Here is a 21,643-nt window from a genome sequence, read left to right on the forward strand (position 1 = left end):
GCGGCGACTACCAGACACTCTCCTTAACAGAGAGATTGTCTGCCAAAATATCTTGCGGTTCAGAAAGAAAGAGCCAGACATTGGCTGCAACCCTCGCTGACTCAGTCATCTCGTGGAACTCGTCAGACCGCGCGAGCCTAAAGGAACGATCCTCCAGATTTTCAACGGCTACTGATTCCCGAGCCGTCATCGCTTCTTGTAGAATTTTTACCGCAAGCGGTATCTTCTGAACATCAAGAGAGGTATGTCTTCGATGCATCCTCTTTTCTCTTCTACGAGTCCACCACTGCTCTAGAAAATTCATGGGGGCTAAATAGAGAGCGAGGATTTCGTTGCGCTCCTGTGCAACCCCGGCAAGATCCGTAACGAGCTTGGTAATAACTCCTCCCCGATCAAAAAACCTTACTACCAGTTTTATACTTGAACCGTCCATGCGGCGTTCGAGGGATTCACGAAACATCCCCTCAAAAGTGGTGATGTGCCTCGGCCGCAGGATAAATTCAGCCTGCACGAGGTTGGGCCGTTCGCTCACCATGGTACAACCTCCTCTCTATTTTGGTTCTGGGTGGAGCCTAACGCCATTAAACATAAAAAGAAAGATGGCCCGGACACTTGTCCGGGCCATACCCTATTCGGGATTTCTAATCCTTGGGCACGAGTCCCGCTAGCTTTTCAGCGCGCTTAGCAATCTTGAGAAGCTTCTCGCGAGTCCCCAGGCGTTCGCCAGGAGTCCTGGCGCGAAGTGTGCTGACGAAGCCGGCCTGATCATGCTCGAGACTGATTTCAAGCATCTCCAAGTGACGATCGAGCCGCTCTGTCAGCACCCTGAAAGCAGTGGAAGGTTTCTGCTTCCTGGTCCGACGCTGCACCCCGAGTTCTTTGGCCATCTTGCGGATTTGCACGACGGCCATGGCTACGGAAAGCCCTTTCACCAAAAGAGCAGCTTTCATCTGCGACTCAGGAGGAAGGTCGGAGATAGCTATGGCCACATCCGTGACCAACTTATCCGTCGTCTTGCTCTCCTCGCCGGCTTTCAGGGCGACGAGCGCCCTGACCTCAGGAACGAGGTTAGTCAATCGGAGAAATCGTGAGACGTTGACTTGATTTTCCCCAACCAACGCTGAAATCTGCGTTTGAGTGAGGCCATCCTTCCTGAACTGCTCGAACGCCAACGCCTTCTCCATAGGCGTATGAGTCTGACGGTGGAAGTTCTTCATGACCGAAAGGGCGAAAAGGATTCTCCTGTCCGCCGGGTCATCGCAGACCACGGCAAGGTAGGTAGGTATCCCCGCTGTAAGACACCCTTGCCACCGACGCTCGCCATCCACGATCATGTAGAGCTTGCCCACCTCGCCATCGTAGGGCACGACCAATGCAGACTCTTGTTGCCCGACCAGCTTGAGCGAATCGACCAAGGCCACCATCGCAGCCGGATCGAAATATTTCCGAGGCTGATTCGGATTCGGACAAACCTGAGAGGTGGGCACCTCTATAGCTCCCCGAAACCTGTACTTTTCGCGAAGCTCTTTTAGCGAAGCGATGTATGCTTCCGAGATTGCCGCGGCTTTCCGGGAAGCAGACAATTCCAACGCTTCCGTTTCTAGAGGAATCCGAGCTGACACCGCGATAGGCTTCGGCTCGGGTTTCGGCTTCGAAGAAGGCGCCTGTTCCGCGACGCGCGGTTCATGAGGAACCTCCTTGTTAACAACCTCGGGCTTGAGTGGTGCCGACTTTGGAGCGGACGCAGGAGAAGTCAGTGCTGATTTCGCTTGAACCGGTGGCTGCACAGGCGCAGCTGCCGGCTTAGACGGAGCAACCAATACTGGTCTTTCCGAGGGCGGATCCTTACGAAGAGTTGATCCTGGCCTCGCGGGCAAAGTCGGCCTAGCAACCAGCGAGCCTCTGGACTGATGCACAACTCTGGAACGACATGCGTCTGTCCCCTGACTCTCGTGGAATTCGCAGAGACCCTTGATAGGATCCTTCACTCTCGCCTTAGGGTCCACGAAGCCCTGCAAGATACAAAAACCGCAGAGCCTCCAACGTGAGGTGCATCCTCCGCAGAACTCGCTGTTTTTCCGGTAGACACTCGTAAGCCCTTCGCAGGTAACCTGAGGAACCGGTTTACCAGCTTGCGCCTTGCACAGATGTGTCTGCCCCGAAGGGCCGACGGACGTATCAGTCATGATAGCCTCCCGGGGCTTTTGTGGTTGGGGGCGCCGACGTCAAAGACCTCGGTCTGCGGGGAATTATGTCCGAGAAGGCTTTAAAAGCAAGTTAGTGCTTAACCTAAAAAATATAGAAAGCACAGGCCGCGGCGCTGAGCCAACAGATAGTAGAGATGGCTCCGCTCGCGAAAAGCCAGAATTTTTCATTCTTCGAGAGCGCAGCGAAAGAGCGTTCGAAGGCTACATTCATGAGCCTGCCGATGAAGAGTGCGTTCACCGCGAGTACCGCAACGAAAAACATCTTCTTGAAGAAGGTCGGAGACTGCCCCGAGAGGAGATAATCGCGCGTGGGCCAGAAGAGCAGGAAGCCAGTAGCGATCATGCCGAGCAAGCCTATCCAGACAAGACGATGGAGAAGCATTGTCTTCTTCCTATCAAGCACCTGCTTTGTGCCGCGGAAATAAGTGAAGGCGTCGTGGTCAGCAAGCAGAATCGCGAGTGCGGTCAAACACAAGATACCGATATGCACCGGCAGGATAGGGAGCTGAGAAAGCGTGTCGAGAAAAGAGATCATTCTTGCTATTGAACTAACGTACCGATCTTGAAGGCAGCGAGCACGTCATTGGGCTGCGCCTGGCTTCCATGCTGGCCATTGAATGCAGCGGAGCCATCCTTACCGCATATCTTAAGTATATTCCTCTCCCCTCCCGGATGCTGGCTTATCCACGCAGTCAGATCGTAGACTCCGCCATCAATGGCGCTCCAGCAGCTCTCCTTCGCAGCGTGAGTGGCTACATCCGCCAGGGTATAGGTCTTGGAAGTATCAACGGAAGTAGTGCCTATGGGCTGACCGTCTTTCCCTACAAAAGAGCTGGAATTGGTGCTGCTAAAATACCAATAGCCTACGCCGCCCAATACTGCTACCGCGACGAGTCCGATCAGAATTTTGTTCATTGGATAGCTAAACTAGAGTTAGATGTCTTCTATTATAGTACAAAATAACTTCTTATTTATTTCAAAAATAGATACCGAGAAAAAGACTTTCGATTATGCATCGGTGTCATAAAAGAAAGACGGCCCGGACATTTGTCCGGGCCGTACCCTTTCGGGATTTAATACTACCCCTTGGAAACCGCCCTTGCAGGAACTCTCTGCGCCAGCCTGGAGGCAAGCTGGGAAAGATGGAAGATCCTGGCCCGGAGATCGTTGGACTCCTGGATAGGCATCTTCCCAAGGGCGGATTGAAAAGTGCCGATAGGTACCTGGAGATTGCGCTCCAGTTCGGCGCACATCTTATCGACGCGCTTCTGCAGAGCCTTGGCACTCACGGGAATCGCGCCGTCTTTGGGCGACGATCGCAATACTCCCGGCTTCGATGCCGAGGTAGATTGGGTTCTCGGTCTTTGTGCCAATCCCGAACTCGCAGCCCCCGCCCGCCCAGCGGAACGAATCATGGACGGACGCCAGTTCTCATTTCCACCCATCTGACTAACGCTCATTGGTGCCCTCGTAGCTGATGTGATTGTTCCCGAATTACGATTCGTATTGTTTATAACACTAAAATTGTGTCAGGTCAATGTTATCAAAAGAAGGTAACGTGGATCTATTTCGCCACCGCAACCGCTTCATCAAAACGAACCGAGAGAAGCTTCGAAGCTCCTTCACTACCCATGGTCACACCATAGAGGACACCTGCACGGCTCATGGTCTCACGGTTGTGAGTGATGAGGATGAGCTGGGAATATTTGGAAAGACTCTCCACCATATCGCCGTACTTGCGGGAATTAGCTTCGTCGAGCGCCGCATCTGTCTCATCGAGAATCACAAAAGGCGGCGGATTAACCTGAGAGATAGCAAAGAGGAGCGCGATGGAGGTAAGAGCGCGCTCGCCACCAGAGAGCATCTGGAGACCCTTGGTGCGCTTATTGGGAAGAGAGACGCTGATGTCTATTCCCTCCTCCGCTTCCTCCTGCGGCGCCTCCCCTTCGAGATCCTCCGCTGCCTGCCGGCGACGCTTAGGTGCCTCGACAGTAGAAAGCGCGGCCGTGCCTCCGCCGAACATGAGCGCAAAGAATTTCTGGAAAGCGCTATTTATCTTCCCCATACCTTCGGTGAATTCTTTCTCGAGTTTCTCAGAGAGCTCTGCAATCAAACCTCGTAGTGTCTCAGCGGAGTGCGCAAGATCTACCAGTTCTTTTTCAAGATAGGCATCGCGTGTCTTGGTATCCTCGTACTCCTTCTCTGTATCAGCTCCACCTGCTCCACCCATCTCCTCCAAACGGATCTTCATCTTCTCCAAAGTCTTGCGGCGCGTCTCCTGTTCAAAGCGCGCTTCGCGGCCACCACTCAGCACCACTTCGTTGTAACGCAGCACCGGGAGCCCAAGAAGCGCTTGGCCCTCCATGAGTTCTGATTTGAACGCAGCTTCGTCACGCTTCAATGTATCCTCACGAGAACGCAGTACGAAGAGCTGCTGAGAAAGATCGTTGCGCTTAGAGACCAGCGCAAACATCTCACGCTCCGCGTCGCGGCCAGAGCGCTCATCAGCTTCGATAGCTTCTTTCAGTTCCTGGTAGTGTTTACGCGCCGCTTCGCTCTTCTCCTTGGCAGCCGATGCCTTACCACCAAGCGCCGCCTTCTCCCCCTTCAGCTTCTTTATCTCCGCCTCAATCTCTCCGGAGTGATCATCCGCCGCACGCTTGCCGGAGACGAAAGAGCGGACCAGGCCAGCTATAGTATTCAAAAGTTCACGGAGAACTGAAATGTTCTCCTCGCGCGAAGCCTGCGCTACGAAATTCTCCGCCTCCTTCACTACCCGCTCAAGCTCGGAGCGTGGAATAGTGACACTCTCAGACTGAACACTGTTTGCCGCGCGCGCGAGTGCTTTCTCTTCGGCGAAGATGATACCGTCGAGACGGCTCTCCTCGCGACGAAGCGATTCCATCTCCTCTTCTGCTTGGCGTAGCGCTCTTTCCGCTTCTGCGAATTCGCGACCCTCTTTGTCCCGACCCTTGCCGGAGAGCAACGACTCGATAGCTTTTACCCGTTCATCCACAGCCTTCAATTCCGCTGTAGGTCCTTCAAGGGAGGAGGCAAGTGACGCGCGCTCCTCCCCAAGATATGTCTCCTCGCGCTTGAGATATTCCTGATACAGCGTCTCGAGCTCGCGCTTCAGCGCTTCCGCCTTACGCACCTTCTCCATCTGCTTCTCCAGGAAGCGCAGATGCGGTGCCAATTCCTTACGAAGCGATTCCACCTGCTTCATGTTCTCGGCAGTCTTCTCCAATTTGCGCTCACTCTCCTCGCGCTTGTACTGATACACCTTGAGGCCGAGTGCATCCTCGATCATCGCTTTGCGCTCCTTGATGGAGGCATTCAGGATCCGATCCGCTTCGCCCTGAGAGATGATGTGATGGCCGGAGGCGCCGATGTTGGCAGACGCGAGAAGTTCGAGAATATCCTTGAGGCGCACTTGAGTGCCGTTGAGGCGGTATTCGTTGGTACTATCGCGGAAGACCGTACGCTCCAGAGAGACTTCATCGAAGTCCACATTGAAGACCTTGGGATTGTTGTTGAAGACGAGCTTCGCAGAAGCACGTGCAGGCTTGGGCAAGGTCTTGGAGCCGGAGAAGATGAGGTCCTCGCCGCGCTTGCCACGCATGCTCTTCATGGACTGCTCGCCCAAGACGAAGCGGAATGCTTCGGCCACGTTTGATTTACCAGAGCCGTTCGGCCCCACGATGCCGGTGATCGGCGTAGTGAAATTGAGCTCAGTCTTCTTGGCGAATGACTTGAAGCCGTAGAGTTCGAGGCTCTTTAGATACATTGTCTTGTATTGTAACGGTAAACCGGCCTCGAGGGGAGGCCGGTTCTGTTAGAAAGTCTTGATATTTTAAAGCCACGCCCTCGCCTTAAGCCCCGCCCTCGCCGCAGACTGCTCGGCCTCCTGCTTTGACTTGCCATCGCCCTTGGCAATGAGATCGCGACCGATGTAGACCGCCACAGTGAAGTGTTTGTCGTGATCCGGGCCCTCTTCCTTCATCACCTGATAGGAAGGCGTGGTACCTTCGATCTCCTGAGCCTTCTCCTGGAAGTGACTCTTGGCATCGAGCCAGAGCTTGTCGCTCACCACTTTGTCAGTAAGCGGGAACACTGTGCGAGAGATGAATCCGCGCGCAGCTTCGTAGCCCTGATCGAGGAAGATGGCGCCTACAAAGGCTTCGAAAGTATTCGCCAGGATGTACTGGCGCGCGCGACCCTTGTCCTTGGCTTCTCCTTTGGAGAGCAGCAGGTACTTATCCATATGAAGATCCGCAGCGATGTCCGAGAGGGTGTTGGCGTTCACGAGTGCCGCACGGTACGAGGTAAGATCACCTTCAGTGTCTTCCGGGAACTTGGCGTAGAGGAATTCGGTGACCGCAAGCTCAAGAACAGCATCCCCTAGGAACTCCAGACGCTCGTTGTGCCCTACGGAGAGTTTCTTGTGTTCGTTTAAATACGAGCGGTGCGTAAAAGCCTGCTTGAGGAGGTTAGCATCCTTAAAGGGGACGCCTAATTCTGTTGCGAATTCAGGGACAGTGGCTGGCATGAGGGTTACGCTACTAGATTGAGCCTTTTCGGGCAACTCGTTACTTTTTCAATAAAAGGTTGATGGCTTTGGTGACGATGGCCAGGATATCGTCATAGAAATTGAGGTTGAGGATATCGGAGAGCTTGAACCACTGAGTAGCATCGAGTCCGCCCGTCTTCTGGAGCGTCACGTTCTGGAAGGGACCCTTGGCGAGATAGTAGGTGACCTGCTTGCGGAGCTTGCCCTTGTCCGGGTCCGATGCGATGTACTCGTTGTCCCCCAGCTTGTCCTCTACCACTATAGGCAGATCTATCTCCTCCTTGATCACGCGCACCACGCCCTCCTTGAGATCCTCGTTCTCCGCCACATGGCCCTTGGAGAGCGTCCAATGTCCAAAGATGTCGTGTACGAGAGCGAGGTAGACATCGTCTCCCTCCTTCGCATACACCACCGCTCCGACTAATTTCTCAATGGGCATCTGCTCGTACGGAATGTCCTCAATCTTCTTACGCTTCCTCTTCGAGACCTCGTCTTTCCCCGGCTCACCAATCTCCTTATAGACCGCTCCCAAGACGCCGTTCACGAACTTACCGCTGTTCTCCCCGCCGAAGGTCTTAGCAAGCTCGATAGCTTCGTTGATGGCCACCTTGGCGGGCACCTCTGCCCTATCCGCAAAGAGGAGCTCGAAGAGCCCGATACGCAGAATATTGCGATCCACCGGGGCGATCTTGTCGATCGGCCAGTCCGGCGCAGCGCGTTCGATGATGAGGTCGAGGTCCGGACGCTTGGCGAGCACATTTGCCCCTAGCTCCAGCATGAAGGAGAGGTCCCCGCCGCCAGGCGCAAATTCTTCGGCATTCCTATTTACCACTTCCGGGAGAGCCTCGTTCGGCAAACCGCGACTATCCCACTCGAAGAGGGATTGCATCACGATAGAACGGGAGAGGTGTCTATTTGCCATACGTGTGGTGCGGGAGTACCGAACCGGCCGTCAAAGAACTTTTCATATATGCCCTTACGGGACTTTGTGGAGAGTTATTACTTCGAGTCCGGAGTAGCCTTCGCCTTTGCCTTCTTTGCCTTGCGTGCCTGCTTCGCGACGACGTCTATGACCACGCGGCCGCGATACTTTCCGCAAGTAGCGCAAGCACGGTGGGAAGAACGCATCGCTCCGCACTCGCACTTGCTAGTGCGCGGCGCTACAAGCGCATGATGGCTGCGGCGATTGGCCGTGTGGGCCCGAGTATGTCGCATTCGTACTACCATACGGAGACTTTAGCAGATATGGGTTAGAAAATCAAAAGCGCCGGATTTTACTCCGGCGCCGGGCAGACCCCTAAGTCAGATACATTGTTATTGTTTTGAACCAAACAGAGCTCAGCCCCCTATTGCGGAGGATGATCCACCTTGAGCCTCAAGAGGATTCGGCCTTCGACCTCCTTGATGTGATCCGCCGGGTTAAGTTCTTCCGACGAGGTGTTGGGCGGCATCACCAGCAGGAAGTCTGAGCAGTAGCCGAGGACACGGGTGGTTGGTGAATCAGCCCTCCCACAATCGGCGAAGTTTCGACAGAAATCCCTGCAGAGAGCTTTGCACTCCACACCATAGGGAGTGTCTTCAAGAAGTTTGCACAGATTCTCTGGGTCCGCCAGAGTGGAAAGGTAGCGCTGGTCCGTCTCCTGACGAGAGACAGCCAGAGGTATTGCAGGCATTTTTCCCCCACATGGACTTAGTTGCACGAAACGAACTAGGAAATAGCAGACCCCACTATCCCACAGACTGTGACTGTAAGTCAAACGTTACGGCAGAAGGAAATCCGATGCTCCGGGGATAGCCCGAACGCCCGTATGGCAGTCCTGTGTACTAAAGTTCCATAACCCTTATGCACCTCAAATGCGTACTTGGGATACTTCTTCGCTAAACGCTTCATCAGGCGATCGCGCGAAACCTTGGCGGCAATGGAAGCGAGCGCGATAGAAGGTTCTTTCTCATCCCCTTTTATGATCGTCTTCTGATTCTTAAATTCCGAAGGAGCCTTGAGCCCGCCATCGAGGAGAACTTGGGTATTCCCAGAGTCGGGGACAAGCTTACCGAGCGCCCGAGCGAGCGCGCTCCGTACCGCCGGCACTATCCCCTCCCTATCAATCACTCTCGCAGAAGCAAAACACACTGCGTAATCAATCACCCCCTCCTTCTTCCACTCCCTCATACGCAAAAGCCAGGCTTCGCGATTCTTCTCAGAGAGCTTCTTAGAATCACGGAAACCAGCAAAGCGACGCTCTTCTCCCCTTCGGATACGACACGCTCCCACTGCTACCGGACCCGCGAGCGGCCCTCTTCCCGCCTCATCAATTCCCACCACAAAAATATGCTTCTCGGGAGAACTTCGCGACATACCCCTACGGTATACTAGGCACGTGAGTTTCGTCCATCTCCATACCCATAGTCACTACAGTCTCCTCACTGCGCTCCCCAAAGTGAAGCAGCTCGTGGCTGCAGCCAAGAAAGACGGCGCTACTGCGCTCGCCCTCACCGACAACGGCAACATGTATGGCGCGATCGAGTTCTACAAGCGCTGCAAGGACGAAGGTATCAAAGCCATCCTGGGAGTAGATTTCTACCTCGCGCTCCGCACCCGCTTCGACAAGCAGCCGGGCGTGGATAACCGCCGCTTCCGCCTGGTGCTCCTCGCGGAGAATCTCGCGGGCTACAAGAACCTCATAAAGCTGGTCACTGCTTCGAACCTGGAGGGCTTCTACTACAAGCCGCGTGTAGACAAGGATCTCTTGCGCCAACATTCCGAAGGCCTCATCGCTCTCATTCCTTCTTTTTCTGGTGACACTACGCTGGCGCTTAAGAGCGGAGACATCGAGAAGGCAGATTTCCTCGTCTCGGAATACAAATCAATATTCGGAGAGAATAACGTCTTCCTGGAACTCTCCCATCATCCGGAAATTGAAGGTCACGAAGCGACCGGTACGCTCATAAAAGAGCTAGGGAAGCGCACCAACACCCCGCTCGCCGCCGCCCACGATACGTATTACATCCACCCCGAGGACAAGCGCGCCCGCGAGACGCTCGTCTCCATCCAGAGCAACACAGATTTTGAAAAGAATGGATTCCAAGAGGATGCCTCTGACTTCTCATTCATAACCGAAAAGAAAGCCTTAGAGCTCTTCAAGAATGAGCCAGAGGCACTCGCCAACACTGCAGCCATCGCGGAGCGCTGCAATGTGAGCCTCGACCTCGGCAAGTGGGTCTTCCCTAACTTAAAGATCGAAGAAGGTAAGACGTATGATCAGGCGCTCCGCGACGTGGTCATGCTGGGCTTTGAGCGCCGCAACGTAGTACAGGACGAGACGACCATGAAGCGCGTCAATTACGAGCTTGAGGTCATTGAGAAGAAGGGCTATGCCCCTTACTTCCTAGTGGTAGCCGACCTGCTGCGCTTCGCGCACGAGAACCACATCTTCACCACCATCCGCGGCTCGGTGGCAGGCTCCATGGTGACCTACCTTGCAGGTATCACCAACGTGAACCCCCTCGAGTACAAGCTCCCCTTCGAGCGCTTCCTAAACCCCGAACGCCCCTCCGCTCCGGATATCGACATGGACTACGCCGATAATCGACGCGATGAGATGCTCGAATACGCGCGTCAGAAGTATGGCCGCGACCATGTGGCCCAGATCGGTACCTTCGGCACCATGATGGCGCGCGGCGCCGTGCGCGACGTAACGCGTGCCATGGGCTTCTCCTACGCTATTGGCGATCGCATCGCCAAACTCATTCCTTTTGGTGCACAAGGTTTCCCCATGACCATCGACCGTGCGCTCGAAGAGACCGCAGAGCTTAAGGAAATCTACGACAAAGAGGCGGAAGCCAAGGAGATCATCGAGATGGCCAAGAAAATCGAAGGCTGTGCCCGACACATCTCCATCCACGCCGCGGGCGTGGTCATATCTCCCGTACCCCTTAACGAGATGGTGCCGCTCCAGTTCGACCCCAAAGAAGGCGACAAGATCATCACCCAGTACGACATGCGCGCAGTGGAAGAAGCTGGCCTTCTCAAGTTCGACTTCCTCGGTATAAGAAACCTGGCCATCCTCGCGGACGCGGTGCAGCAGGTGAATGCGCGCCACGGCGGCAACCTCGATATCGAACGGATCCCGCTTGATGATCCCAAGACTTTCGCCATGCTCGCCAAGGGCGAGACCATGGGTCTCTTCCAGCTGAACGGCTCCGGTATGACCCGCTACCTCAAGGAGCTCAAACCCACCACCATTCACGACATCAACGCCATGGTGGCGCTCTACCGCCCAGGCCCTATGGAATCGATCCCCATGTATATTGAGCGCAAGCAGGATGCGAGCAAAGTAAGCTACCTCGATCCCCGTCTCCGGACGATACTCGATCAGTCCTACGGCGTGATCACGTACCAGGACGACGTGATGCTCATCGCCATCGAGCTCGCAGGCTACTCCTGGCTTGAAGCAGACAAGCTGCGTAAAGCCATGGGCAAGAAGATCCCAGCAGAGATGGAGGCGCAGAAGGAGCACCTCCGCCAAGGATTCGTGGAGCACGGGCTCACGCCCGGGAAAGCTGAGGCACTCTGGAAGCTCATCGAGCCCTTCGCTTCCTACGGTTTCAACAAAGCGCACGCCGCAAGCTACGGCCGCGTGGCCTACCAGACAGCCTTCATGAAGGCCAACTACCCTGGGGAGTATATGACTGCTGTGCTCACGGCAGAATCGGGCAATACGGAAGAAGTAGCCACCATCATCCATGAGTGTAAGCGCATGGGCATCCCCGTGCTCCCGCCGGAGATCAATCAGAGCTACAAGGACTTCACCTTGGTAGAAGAGGGCGGCAAGCCTGCCATCCGCTTCGGCCTCGGCAGCATCAAGAACTTCGGTGAAGGCATCGCGGAGGCACTCATCACCGAGCGCGAAGCGCGCGGACCCTTCAAGAGCTTGGCTGATTTCCTAGAGCGCCTGCAGAATCGCAATCTCAACAAGAAATCCTTGGAGTCCCTCATCTACGCCGGAGCCTTCGACAACTTCGCGGAGCGTGCGCGGCTCCTCGCCTCCGTCGAAGACCTCCTCACTTACAATCGCGAGAGCGGCAAACAGAACAGCGATCAGAGCTCCCTCTTCGGAGGACTCGCCATGGCCCCGAGCACCATCCGCCTCCAGGAAGCGCCGCCCATGGAGATGGCGGACAAATTACGTTTTGAAAAAGAATTGCTCGGCCTCTACGTCTCCGGGCACCCGCTCGATCGTTTCCAGGAGAAGCTCTCCAAGGCCATGACCATCAAGCATATCCGCGAGGAGATGAAGCCGGGAATGGTAGCAGTCGTCTCTGGAATAGTGGAAGAGGTCAAACCAATCCTCACAAAGAAAGGAGACAAGATGATCTTCCTGAAGATGTCCGACTTCACTGGCGTGATCGAGCTCGTAGTCTTCCCCAAGATATATCAGCCGCTCCAGGAGCTTTTCATACCGGATCGCTGCATCGCGGTGCGCGGCGCCATCAGTGCCCGCGAAGGCGAACTCTCCATATTGGCGGATGCGGCCAAGCCGCTGACCGTCTGACCCTTTGTCTTGAGCCGGGGAATTGATACTATGTCCGAATATGAACGCAAATCCGGACGAAATCGCTAAAGACCACGATCACCGCACCTTGGGCAAGGAGCTCGACCTCTTCACCTTCTCCGAGCTCGTAGGTCCGGGACTTCCCCTCTGGACCCCCCGAGGCACCATCCTCCGCGAAGAGCTGGACAAGTACGTCTGGGAACTCCGCTCCCGCTATGGCTACCAGAAGGTGACCATCCCGCACATAACCAAGCGCGAGCTCTACGAGACCTCCGGCCACTGGGAAAAGTTCGCTGGCGACCTCTTTCGTATTGTCTCCCGCGAAGGCAAGGACTACGCGTTGAAGCCGATGAACTGCCCGCATCACACGCAGATCTTCGACCGTAAGCCCCACTCCTACCGCGAGATGCCCCAGCGCTACGCCGAGACCACCATGGTGTATCGCGACGAGCAGTCCGGCGAATTGGGCGGCCTCACCCGTGTACTCTCCATCACCCAGGACGATGCGCACGTGTTCTGCCGCATGAGCCAGATTCGCGAAGAATTCCTCAACATCTGGGATATCGTGGATACCTTCTACAAGACGTTCGGCTTCAGCCTGCGGGTACGCCTCTCCTTCCGCGACCCCAGCACTCCGGAGAAATATATCGGTACCAAAGAAATCTGGGACAAAGCCGAAGCAGAACTCCGAGAGATGGCGGAGGAGCGTGGCGCTGACTATATCGAAGGCCCTGGTGAAGCCGCCCTCTACGGACCAAAGCTCGACTTCATGGCTAAGAACGCCGCAGGGAGAGAGTGGCAGGTAGCCACCATCCAGCTCGACCTCAACCAGCCAGAGCGTTTTAATCTCACCTGCGTAAACGAGAAGGGAGAGAAGGAGCGTATCGCCATGATCCATGCCGCTATCACTGGCTCCATCGAGCGCGCTACCGCCGTAATCCTGGAACACCTCGGCGGCGTACTCCCCGCCTGGCTCTCACCAGTACAGGTAGCCCTCCTCCCTGTGAGCGACAAGCACAAGGAATATGCGGAGTCCGTGCACAAAGAACTCATAGCTGCGGGCGTACGCGCAGAGCTCGCAGCGGATAATGAAAGTCTGGGTAAGCGTATCCGCGAAGCCAAGCTCATGAAGATCCCCTATCTCCTCGTCGTAGGAGACAAGGAGGTGGAGAGCAATCAAGTCTCTGCAGAGAATCGCTCAGGCAGCCTCGGCGCGATGAGTCTTGGAGATTTCAAAGGGATGATTTTGAAGGAGATACAGGAGAGAAAGTAAGAAAAGTTCGAACGGCCGTCCCAAGCATGCTTGGGACGGCCGTTTGGCGTTGAAGGACTGCGACTGGCTTCACCAGCCGTTGGGGCAAGCTCGCGTCCTCATTTCGTCCGTGAGCTTGTACTTCTCGGCATCTGCCGAGTAATCGCGGTAGAGACCGGTGGAGCTGAAGGCCGAAACCTGCCGCGGAAGCAGCTGGCCGGCGTCATAGATCAGGTCGTAGAAGTTCCCGCCGGCGTCGTTGATGAAGACGTGCATGGGGTGACCGAGCTTCTGAGGGCAGTTGAATCGCCAGAAGTTCGGATGCCGCTCGACCCTCATACTGATCGTGCCGGACTCGCGAGCCCAGCTGTAGTCGTGGCCAAGGTGGGTCACCTGGCCATAGACGACCGGTGGATACTGGGCGAAGCTTGCCGAGACACTCGCCAACGACACCAGCAAGCTCAGCGCGACCAAACGGAACAACTTGAGCATTTGAGACCTCCTCATTCTGCTCGTTGAAACACTGCTTTATACTATACACTATAAATATACATAAGTCAAGCTAAGTGAAGCAAGCAAAAAGCCGCTCCAAAGGAGCGGCTTTTTGCTTTAGTAACAAAGTGAATTATGCCTCAGGGAATTCCTTGCGGCTCTCGCGAGCAGCCATGTCCATGACACGGGATACTGCGAGACGTGCGCCCAAGAGCTTCGAGCTGTAGCTCTCATCCCCTGCTCCGATGAGTGCCGTGATGGCGGACTCGAGCGTCTGGAGGCTCCAGCCGGCGGTCGCAGTAAGCGACTGCTCGTTGGCACCAATCTCACGCACAGTGCGGAAGCGGTGTACCTTGTCGAGCTCGTAGGAAGCCGCCTTGAGGAACTCAGGGATGTTGTGACCCTGCGCATCGAGCATGTGGAGGAGCGCAGAACTCTTGGTGCTGTTCCCTGCTGCGAGCCAGCGTACGAACATCGGCACCATAGAGAGATAGGTGGAGAAGAGCATCTCGCGGACACGCGTTGCCGAGAGCGAGAGCCAAGAGTATTCCGGCTTCTCGTACCAGGCATGCGCCACTTCGGTGAGTTCAGAGAGAACATTCTGGGCCTGCTCTGCCTTACCATCCGCTGCAGAGAGGATGAGGGCAGCTGCATCCTCGGAGAGGAGGATTTCCTTCTCACGAGCGTAGCTTACGAGCATCTCATAGATGCGAGTCTTCTCCTCATTGCTCATGCCGGTCGCAACCTTAGGTGCTGCAGGAGCCGCCTTGAGGGTGCGAATCTGGCTTACGAGATCAAGCGGTGCATCAGCTTCCTTGCGGAGAGCGAGTGCTGCCGGAGCTGCCACTACCTCAGGGGTAGCAACTGGCTCTGCAACCTCTTCAACAACAGGAAGCGAGACTTCCATCACCGAGCTTAGAGCGACAGTGCGCGGCAGCGGCGTGAACGGATTAAGGAGATCTGCATAAGGCTTGAGTGCAGCGCCCACGGAGAGAGCGTAGCGGGACATGTCATCCCCCATGGAAGCGAGAGGCTGGAATACCTGCATCGAGCGCGAGATACCACCGGCATAGACCATGCCGTAGGAGAACATCGCGGAGAGACCAAGAAGCCCGAAGAGGAAGAAATACGTGAAGAGGGTGTCGCCTACGCCGGTGTACGGGATGGAACCGAGGTTCACCGAGACGAAGGATGCGAGCGGAGAGCTGCCAGTCACGCGGGTGAGCTCGACGTTCGGCATCGTACCGCCGCCGCCGGTGGAGCTACCGCCACCAGAAGAACTGGAAGACGAGCTGCTACCACCGCCAGAGGAAGATCCTGGAGGAGGCGGAGGAGGTGGGGGCGGAGGAGGAGGCGGAGGCACTTCTATACCGCCAGAGGAAGAACCGGAAGAAGAACCCGGAGGAGGCGGAGGAGGTGGGGGCGGAGGAGGTACCTCTATACCACCAGAGGAAGAGCTAGGAGGTGGTGGTGGGGGCGGCGGAGGAGGCGGAGGGGAAGGAGGTTCGATGTTCGGACCCGCTTCTATAGGACCACCAGAGGAGGAACTACCTGTCTCGCCGCCGGAAGATGAGCCACCGCAGCCCTCGCAGCCACCCGAAGAGGAGCCCATACCATCGCTGGAGCCGCCACATCCTTCACAACCGCCAGAGGAAGAACCCATGCCGTCGCTAGAGCCACCACAACCCTCGCAGCCACCGGAAGAGGAGCCCATACCATCGCTGGAGCCGCCACATCCTTCACAACCGCCAGAGGAAGAACCCATGCCGTCGCTAGAGCCACCCTCGGCTCCGCCACCGTCGCCGCCACCATCCGAGGAGCCCATGCCGCCACCGTCGCCGCCTTCCTGAGCAAAGACGCTGGAAATGGAATTACCAGTAAAATTATTCGAAAGAGAAAAACCGACCACGAATGAGGCTATGGTGAGCACGAGGGCACTGCTGATGATTAGATTTTCTTTAAGGAATTGGTTCATATCTGTCTTAAAATTCTCGTGTCATAGCACCTCGACGAGATGCTATAGCGCAAAAATTGAATGTGCTTAATTGGCACGATTCAATATAGAAGTGATGGCGGAGCGCGCCGAAACGCGCTCCGCACACCAGAAGTTCAGTCCCCTTCCCGGTCAGATCGTGCCGACTCGGAAGCTGAGCACCCCTCGGCCGGAGCCGGAGAGCACTTTCTCCCCGAGGTTGTCCTGCGCACGAATGCGCAAGGCTCCGGTGTTCTTGTCACCGTAGCCATCAGGCAGACAGTCGCAGGCCTGAGGATACCCCGCCACGTAGGCGGGATTCTCCGACCACACCGCTGCGCCCATTCCCTTCCGACCAAGTGAAGGAGGGATGTAGAGCGCGACTTCGCCTGCGAACGGGAATTCGCCGAGGAAATCACCCTTGTCCCCTTCCTTCTTGATGAGCGTGAGGGTCGCAGTACCGCCCGAAGAGAGCGGCACCTGGACCTTCATGCCGAGGGGTTTCCCTGCCGCGTTCGCCTCTTTAAGGGCGATGTGCATGATGACGTGCCGCGTATCGAGCGGCACGGTCTTACGCAGATGGTCCGGGGAGAGGTTTCGAGAATCCTGCGCCTCGCACCAGAGCTTGTTGGCATCGCCGACCGGCTGGAAGGCCTGGAGGCAGAGACGGAAGTGGCCCCGCATCGAGGCGACGCAGGCGCCGGTCGCCGAAACTTGCAGCGGCGGAGACGCGACAACGGGCCTCTGCCCACGGGCATCCACCCGCCAGAAGTTTTTGCACCCGTTGAACTGGCCGATGTACATGCCATCGATCAGGCAGACTTTGGTGCCCCGATCCGAATGACCTTCAGGGACGTTCCCGATGGCCACCCTTACATGCTCCTGGACCACATGTTCCTCTTTCTTGGTCCGAGGATTCTCCCGAGTGAAAGTGAGACGATCGAGCACGACGCCATTCGGCAGAACTGCGTCGGCACACTCGTTGTTGTTGATCATCCGCTTGAAGCGGATGCACTGACCGACGTTGAGGCCGAGCAATCGACAGTTGGTGTCGACGTCAGCCTTGTTGCCATTGGCGTGCATGGTCTGCCACGCCTTCCCCAACGCCGTAGAGACCGGCGCGCTGGGGAAAGCTTCAACAGGAACCATAGCGGTCACATGCTCCCCCGAGACCCCCGGGAGAGAAAGCTGACCCACGCTGACCGCCGAGCCGGAGCTCGCGCTCTGGCCGATGCCCTGCGGGGCGCAGGCTGCAAGCCCGAAGGCCAGCAGCACAACAAGAAGACTGTATACTTTCTTCACGACACCACCTCTCTTCTTGATATGGGATTCTGAACTTCTTACGACAAACAACGGTCCGCAATTCTTATGCGGAGCTACCCGATCAAGAAAAGGTGTTTAGTCAGTTCTCGAACGGATAGCTCTTCACAAAATGCGCTGTGACTACGAAGCGCTCTTCTTTCGCTCCCCACACGTTACAAGTAGACAGGATGAGCTTCCCCTCCTTCTTCCCTATCTCCACAGTCTGATTCCCTGCGAGTACCTTCTCCACGGAATCCACTACATAGAGAAAGGTGGTATTCGCCCCCGAGAGCTCGATCTCATCCCCGCGCTTCAGCTCCTTCAGCCGATTAAACACCTTGTAGGCCTGGTTGTGCACTACCGGAAGCCCAGAGCTGTGGCCGAACAAGAGGATGTTCTGATTGCTCCCCAGGAGCCCTGAGCCGGGATAGTGCACCGGGCCCTCCTGGAGGGCCTTCTCCAGCACCGTGTCGTCCTGGGTCGAAGGGCTCCGCACTGCGGTCGAGAGTTTGATTGCGGGGATACTCACGGCCCGTACTACGCCGAGTTCTGCTGAGATAGACGGAAGAGTAGCCACTTCCTTTCCGAGGATGAGCCCCCTCCAGAATTCCCGGAGACCTAAGGGAGCCAACCCGATGGCCGAGAGAGCGAAGGAGAGGAGAGCGAACACGACGAGCAGAAGGAGGAGAAAACGCCTACGCTGAGGCTTTTTATCTGTATCTTCATTCATCTGGTGCTCATTCTTAGCTTCCATGGCTGTTATGTCAACGTTCGGCGTTAGACGCACATTGCTATTTTTTTTAGATAAAGTCAAGGGCTCTCTCGCGCCTCTTCCCACTTTTCTAAAAGTGGGAAGAGGCGCCCTTCTCTGGTACTTGCAGGGAGGACTCGGGATTGTCATACTCCGCCCATACCAACGTCCTTCCTGCTAAAGGCACTTGTACCCGCAGAGCTGTAGCTCAGGAATGACTTGACAGGAGCATAAAATTATAGTAGTTAGAACACATTATGAATAGAGATACCGAGCAGTACCGGGACATCGCCATCAAGAGCTTGGCAGTCCTCGGCCTCATGACCATCCTCGCTTTGGGCAGCTTCCTCACGCTTACCGCGCTTACCTACATCCCCAAGGTAGTCCGCTCCGTCGGCACCTTTGTCGCGAGCACCACTCCGGACGTGACCACCACCGTGGCCAACGTGAAGAATGCAGTCCAGGGCAACCTCGGCTTCGCCTCCAACAGGACCGCGCTTTCGAACGGCTCTTCCGTAACCCTCTTCTGGGACAAGACCAGCGCTGAGGCTGGCGGCTCCTACGCGCTCACCTACCCGTGCGTCAGCGGCGTCTCCGTCTCCTACAAGGGCACCACCCTCTCCTGCAATGTCCCCTTCTATCTCGACCAAGACGCAGAAGAGGTCACCCTCTCGGTAAATTCTAAGAAGGTGCGTAACGCGGAAGTAGCCTTCGCGCTCCACTTCACCAAGAACGGCGAGAATCGTGTCACTTCTACCGATACCACGGCCGTCTCTGTAACGAACTCCGCCATCGCTTCGACGGATGAGGCTCCTGCAGCTCCAGCCAAGCCGACAGTGACCGCCACCCGCCCTCCGGTCTACAACATCGTCAACTCCTACATCCCGGGCATCCCGACCACCTACTCCACCGTCTACATCCCGGGTAACACTACCTACGTTCCGACTCCAGGAGCAGAGTGGGGTCAGGCGGATCTCCGCCCGGTGATCCTCGAGGTAGGAGTCATGGACCCGTACAGCAAGGTCATCACTCCGACCCGCTACATGAGCCGCACCAGTAAGGTGGCCGTACGCTTCGCTGTCGAGAACATCGGTACCAAGACTTCCCACCCATGGGTCTTCAACGCGGTGCTTCCTACCTCCCCTCGCTACACCTACCTTCCTGAGTTCCAGCCACCTCTTCGCCCAGGGGAACGCATCGAGTACACCCTCTCCTTCGACCGTGTCGTAGAGGACAACAACTCGATCATCGTCACCGTAGACCCGGCAGGCACGCTCGCGGAAGCCACTAAGGCCAACAACTCCGTCACCGCGACCTTCACAGCGTTCTAATATCGCAGTAGTCAAAACAAAAAACTCCCCCAACGGGGAGTTTTTTGTTTTACGGGAGCAAGAAGTTGGTTAAATATCCAAAGTCGCGAGCTTCGCATTCGACTGGATGAACATCTTGCGGCTCGGCACGTCTGTGCCCATGAGAATGTCGAAGACCTTGTCTGCCTCGACGCCGTCCTCGATGTTTACCTTCTTGAGCACGCGACGAGCAGGATCCATGGTGGTCTCCCAGAGTTCTTCTGGGTTCATTTCTCCCAAACCTTTGTAACGCTGTATGGAAATCTTCGGCTTGCGCTCCTTTCCTTTTGCAGGAGTTTCTTCCTCTTCAGGTTCTTCTTCCAATCCTTCGGTCTCCGTCACCTCAGTGACAAGCTCAGCATCCTTACCGAGGAACTTGATCTTCTCTTCGTCGGTATAGGCGTAGGCGATCTCCTTGCCGCGCTTGATCTTGTAGAGCGGCGGCTGGGCGATGTAGATGAAGCCGCCGTCGAGGAGAGGACGGAAATGACGGTAGAAGAGTGTGAGGATGAGCGTGCGGATATGCGCGCCGTCCACGTCGGCGTCCGTAGCGATGATGATCTTGTGATAGCGGAGCTTCCCGATATCGAAGGTGTCTCCGATGAGTGTACCGAGCGCAAGCACCAGGGATTTAATCTGCTCAGAGGCAAGCATCTTGTCGAGACGAGCGCGTTCCACGTTCAATATCTTGCCGCGGAGCGGGAGGATGGCCTGCGTGCGGCGATCTCTTCCCTGCTTAGAAGAACCTCCGGCAGAATCTCCTTCCACGATGAATAGTTCGGACTCAGAAGCGTCCTTGGACTGACAGTCTGCAAGCTTTCCTGGGAGCGTGAGACCCTCGAGGGCGCCTTTGCGCAGGATGGAATCCTTTGCGGCCTTTGCGGCCTTGCGGGCGCGCTGTGCCAAGAGCGCCTTGCCGATGATGAAGCGGGCGTCCTCCGGATTCTCTTCAAGAAAAGCAGAGAAAGCTTCTGAGAAGACGGTTTCCACCGCACCGCGCGCTTCCACCGTACCGAGCTTGGCCTTGGTCTGGCCCTCGAACTGGATCTCGGGAATCTTGACCGAGACCACCGCAGTGAGACCTTCGAGCACGTCGTCACCAGTAAGGGTGTCGTCGCTATCCTTTACTATATTGTTCTTGCGGGCGTAGGTGTTGAGCGTACGAGTGAGCGCCGTCTTGAAGCCGGTGACATGGGTACCGCCTTCTGCAGTGTAGATATTGTTGGCAAAGGCAGAGAGGCGAGAGCTGATGTCGTCTACATACTGGAGCGCTACTTCCACCGCCACGCCATCCGCCTCCTTCTCTACATAAAAGACGTTCTTGTGGATGGGCTTCTGGAACTCGTTGTAAAAACGCACCAGGGATTGAAGTCCCCCTTCGAAATAGAAAGAGGTGGAGGGGACCTCCAGGCGCAGATCGCGCATATACACCACATCGTCGAGATCAAGCTTCCCTTCATACTCAGCCGCATTGATGATGCCAATGCGCAGTCCTTTCACCAGGTAGGCTTGCTGGCGGAGGTGCGCGACCACTCTCTGCCAATCGAATTTGATCTCCTTGAAAATCTCGATATCCGGCTCGAAGATGGTGATGGTGCCGTGGAACTTGGAGCTACCCAATTTCTTAACTGCCGCCTTGCGCACGCCCTGCTTGTATTCCTGCATGTACCTGCCGCCATCGCGGTGCACTTCCACCTTGGTGTAGATGGAAAGTGCATTCACTACTGATGCACCCACGCCATGGAGACCGCCAGAGACCTTGTAGCCTTCCCCACCGAATTTGCCGCCCGCGTGAAGCGTGGTCATGATGGTCTCAAGCGCAGAGACCTTGGTCTTGGAGTGGATGTCTACGGGGATACCGCGGCCGTTGTCTACGACGCGGATGCGATTGCCCGGCAGGAGGGCCACTTCGATGTCGTTGGCGAAGCCGCCCATGGCTTCGTCGCGCGAGTTATCGAAGATCTCCCAGATGAGGTGATGGAGGCCATCGGGACCGGTGGTACCGATGTACATGCCCGGACGCTTGCGCACCGGCTCAAGGCCCTCGAGGACGGTGATATCTTCAGCTCCGTAGCCGCCCTTTTTCTTCTTTTCTTCTGCCATATATGTCCGCTAATTATATCACAAACAAGGCCTTTTTACCTGTTACAAAACTGGATAAATATGCTCTGGTATAGGCCTAAAGCAGCAATCTAA

The 21,643-nt window shown here is 56.1% G+C and carries 19 protein-coding genes; 3 read left to right on the plus strand and 16 right to left on the minus strand.

The window, feature by feature from the left end; all coding sequences use genetic code 11:
• Positions 1–7: 7 nt before the first annotated feature.
• The 11 genes from K8Q93_03575 to K8Q93_03625 all read right to left on the minus strand — a co-directional run bounded on the left by K8Q93_03575 (position 8) and on the right by K8Q93_03625 (position 9,133).
• The gene (locus K8Q93_03575; GenBank protein MCE9644291.1) at positions 8–535 is read right to left on the minus strand and encodes a hypothetical protein; all 528 of its coding nucleotides are present in this window, start codon (positions 533–535) and stop codon (positions 8–10) included.
• Between the two features lie 106 nt (positions 536–641).
• Positions 642–1,622, minus strand: coding sequence for a ParB/RepB/Spo0J family partition protein (locus tag K8Q93_03580; protein MCE9644292.1), 981 nt, complete (start codon positions 1,620–1,622; stop codon positions 642–644).
• Between the two features lie 667 nt (positions 1,623–2,289).
• The gene (locus tag K8Q93_03585) at positions 2,290–2,742 is read right to left on the minus strand and encodes a hypothetical protein (protein MCE9644293.1); all 453 of its coding nucleotides are present in this window, start codon (positions 2,740–2,742) and stop codon (positions 2,290–2,292) included.
• 5 nt (positions 2,743–2,747) lie between these two features.
• Positions 2,748–3,122: a cytochrome b5 domain-containing protein gene (locus tag K8Q93_03590; protein MCE9644294.1), complete on the minus strand. Its 375-nt coding sequence runs from the start codon at positions 3,120–3,122 to the stop codon at positions 2,748–2,750.
• Positions 3,123–3,286: 164 nt separating this feature from the next.
• On the minus strand, positions 3,287–3,667 hold the full coding sequence (locus K8Q93_03595; protein ID MCE9644295.1) for a hypothetical protein: 381 nt from the start codon (positions 3,665–3,667) through the stop codon (positions 3,287–3,289).
• A gap of 104 nt (positions 3,668–3,771) precedes the next feature.
• Entirely contained in the window at positions 3,772–5,994 is a 2,223-nt protein-coding gene (locus K8Q93_03600) for an AAA family ATPase (GenBank protein ID MCE9644296.1), read from the minus strand.
• 66 nt (positions 5,995–6,060) lie between these two features.
• Positions 6,061–6,756, minus strand: coding sequence for a ribonuclease III (gene rnc, locus K8Q93_03605; GenBank protein ID MCE9644297.1), 696 nt, complete (start codon positions 6,754–6,756; stop codon positions 6,061–6,063).
• A gap of 40 nt (positions 6,757–6,796) precedes the next feature.
• Positions 6,797–7,699 (minus strand): transcription antitermination factor NusB, encoded by a 903-nt coding sequence (nusB, locus tag K8Q93_03610; GenBank protein ID MCE9644298.1) that lies wholly within the window; start codon positions 7,697–7,699, stop codon positions 6,797–6,799.
• Positions 7,700–7,776: 77 nt separating this feature from the next.
• A complete protein-coding gene (gene rpmF / locus K8Q93_03615) occupies positions 7,777–8,004 on the minus strand; it encodes a 50S ribosomal protein L32 (GenBank protein MCE9644299.1) in 228 nt (75 codons plus the stop codon).
• 119 nt (positions 8,005–8,123) lie between these two features.
• On the minus strand, positions 8,124–8,450 hold the full coding sequence (locus K8Q93_03620) for a hypothetical protein (GenBank protein MCE9644300.1): 327 nt from the start codon (positions 8,448–8,450) through the stop codon (positions 8,124–8,126).
• A gap of 80 nt (positions 8,451–8,530) precedes the next feature.
• Positions 8,531–9,133: a ribonuclease HII gene (locus K8Q93_03625; GenBank protein MCE9644301.1), complete on the minus strand. Its 603-nt coding sequence runs from the start codon at positions 9,131–9,133 to the stop codon at positions 8,531–8,533.
• A gap of 22 nt (positions 9,134–9,155) precedes the next feature.
• Here K8Q93_03625 and dnaE point away from each other — a divergent pair, with 22 nt between their 5' ends.
• Entirely contained in the window at positions 9,156–12,329 is a 3,174-nt protein-coding gene (dnaE, locus tag K8Q93_03630) for a DNA polymerase III subunit alpha (GenBank protein ID MCE9644302.1), read from the plus strand.
• A 40-nt stretch (positions 12,330–12,369) separates the two neighbouring features.
• Complete coding sequence (thrS, locus tag K8Q93_03635; protein MCE9644303.1) at positions 12,370–13,602, plus strand: threonine--tRNA ligase; 1,233 nt, start codon at positions 12,370–12,372, stop codon at positions 13,600–13,602.
• 69 nt (positions 13,603–13,671) lie between these two features.
• Here the strand turns inward: thrS and K8Q93_03640 are convergent, their stop codons facing one another.
• The 4 genes from K8Q93_03640 to K8Q93_03655 all read right to left on the minus strand — a co-directional run bounded on the left by K8Q93_03640 (position 13,672) and on the right by K8Q93_03655 (position 18,077).
• Complete coding sequence (locus K8Q93_03640; GenBank protein MCE9644304.1) at positions 13,672–14,073, minus strand: hypothetical protein; 402 nt, start codon at positions 14,071–14,073, stop codon at positions 13,672–13,674.
• Between the two features lie 133 nt (positions 14,074–14,206).
• Positions 14,207–16,048: a hypothetical protein gene (locus K8Q93_03645; protein ID MCE9644305.1), complete on the minus strand. Its 1,842-nt coding sequence runs from the start codon at positions 16,046–16,048 to the stop codon at positions 14,207–14,209.
• Positions 16,049–16,198: 150 nt separating this feature from the next.
• Positions 16,199–17,347: a hypothetical protein gene (locus K8Q93_03650; protein MCE9644306.1), complete on the minus strand. Its 1,149-nt coding sequence runs from the start codon at positions 17,345–17,347 to the stop codon at positions 16,199–16,201.
• A 100-nt stretch (positions 17,348–17,447) separates the two neighbouring features.
• On the minus strand, positions 17,448–18,077 hold the full coding sequence (locus K8Q93_03655) for a sortase (GenBank protein ID MCE9644307.1): 630 nt from the start codon (positions 18,075–18,077) through the stop codon (positions 17,448–17,450).
• A gap of 278 nt (positions 18,078–18,355) precedes the next feature.
• On the opposite strand from K8Q93_03655, the gene K8Q93_03660 reads away from it, so the two are divergent.
• Positions 18,356–19,429 (plus strand): hypothetical protein, encoded by a 1,074-nt coding sequence (locus K8Q93_03660; GenBank protein MCE9644308.1) that lies wholly within the window; start codon positions 18,356–18,358, stop codon positions 19,427–19,429.
• Between the two features lie 69 nt (positions 19,430–19,498).
• On the opposite strand, the gene K8Q93_03665 is transcribed toward K8Q93_03660, so the two are convergent.
• Positions 19,499–21,550, minus strand: a complete 2,052-nt coding sequence (locus K8Q93_03665; protein MCE9644309.1) for a type IIA DNA topoisomerase subunit B — start codon at positions 21,548–21,550, stop codon at positions 19,499–19,501.
• Between the last annotated feature and the right edge of the window lie 93 nt (positions 21,551–21,643).

Source organism: Candidatus Parcubacteria bacterium (assembly GCA_021414235.1).
Classification (GTDB): domain Bacteria; phylum Patescibacteriota; class Minisyncoccia; order Phycocordibacterales; family JAKFXT01; genus JAIOOV01.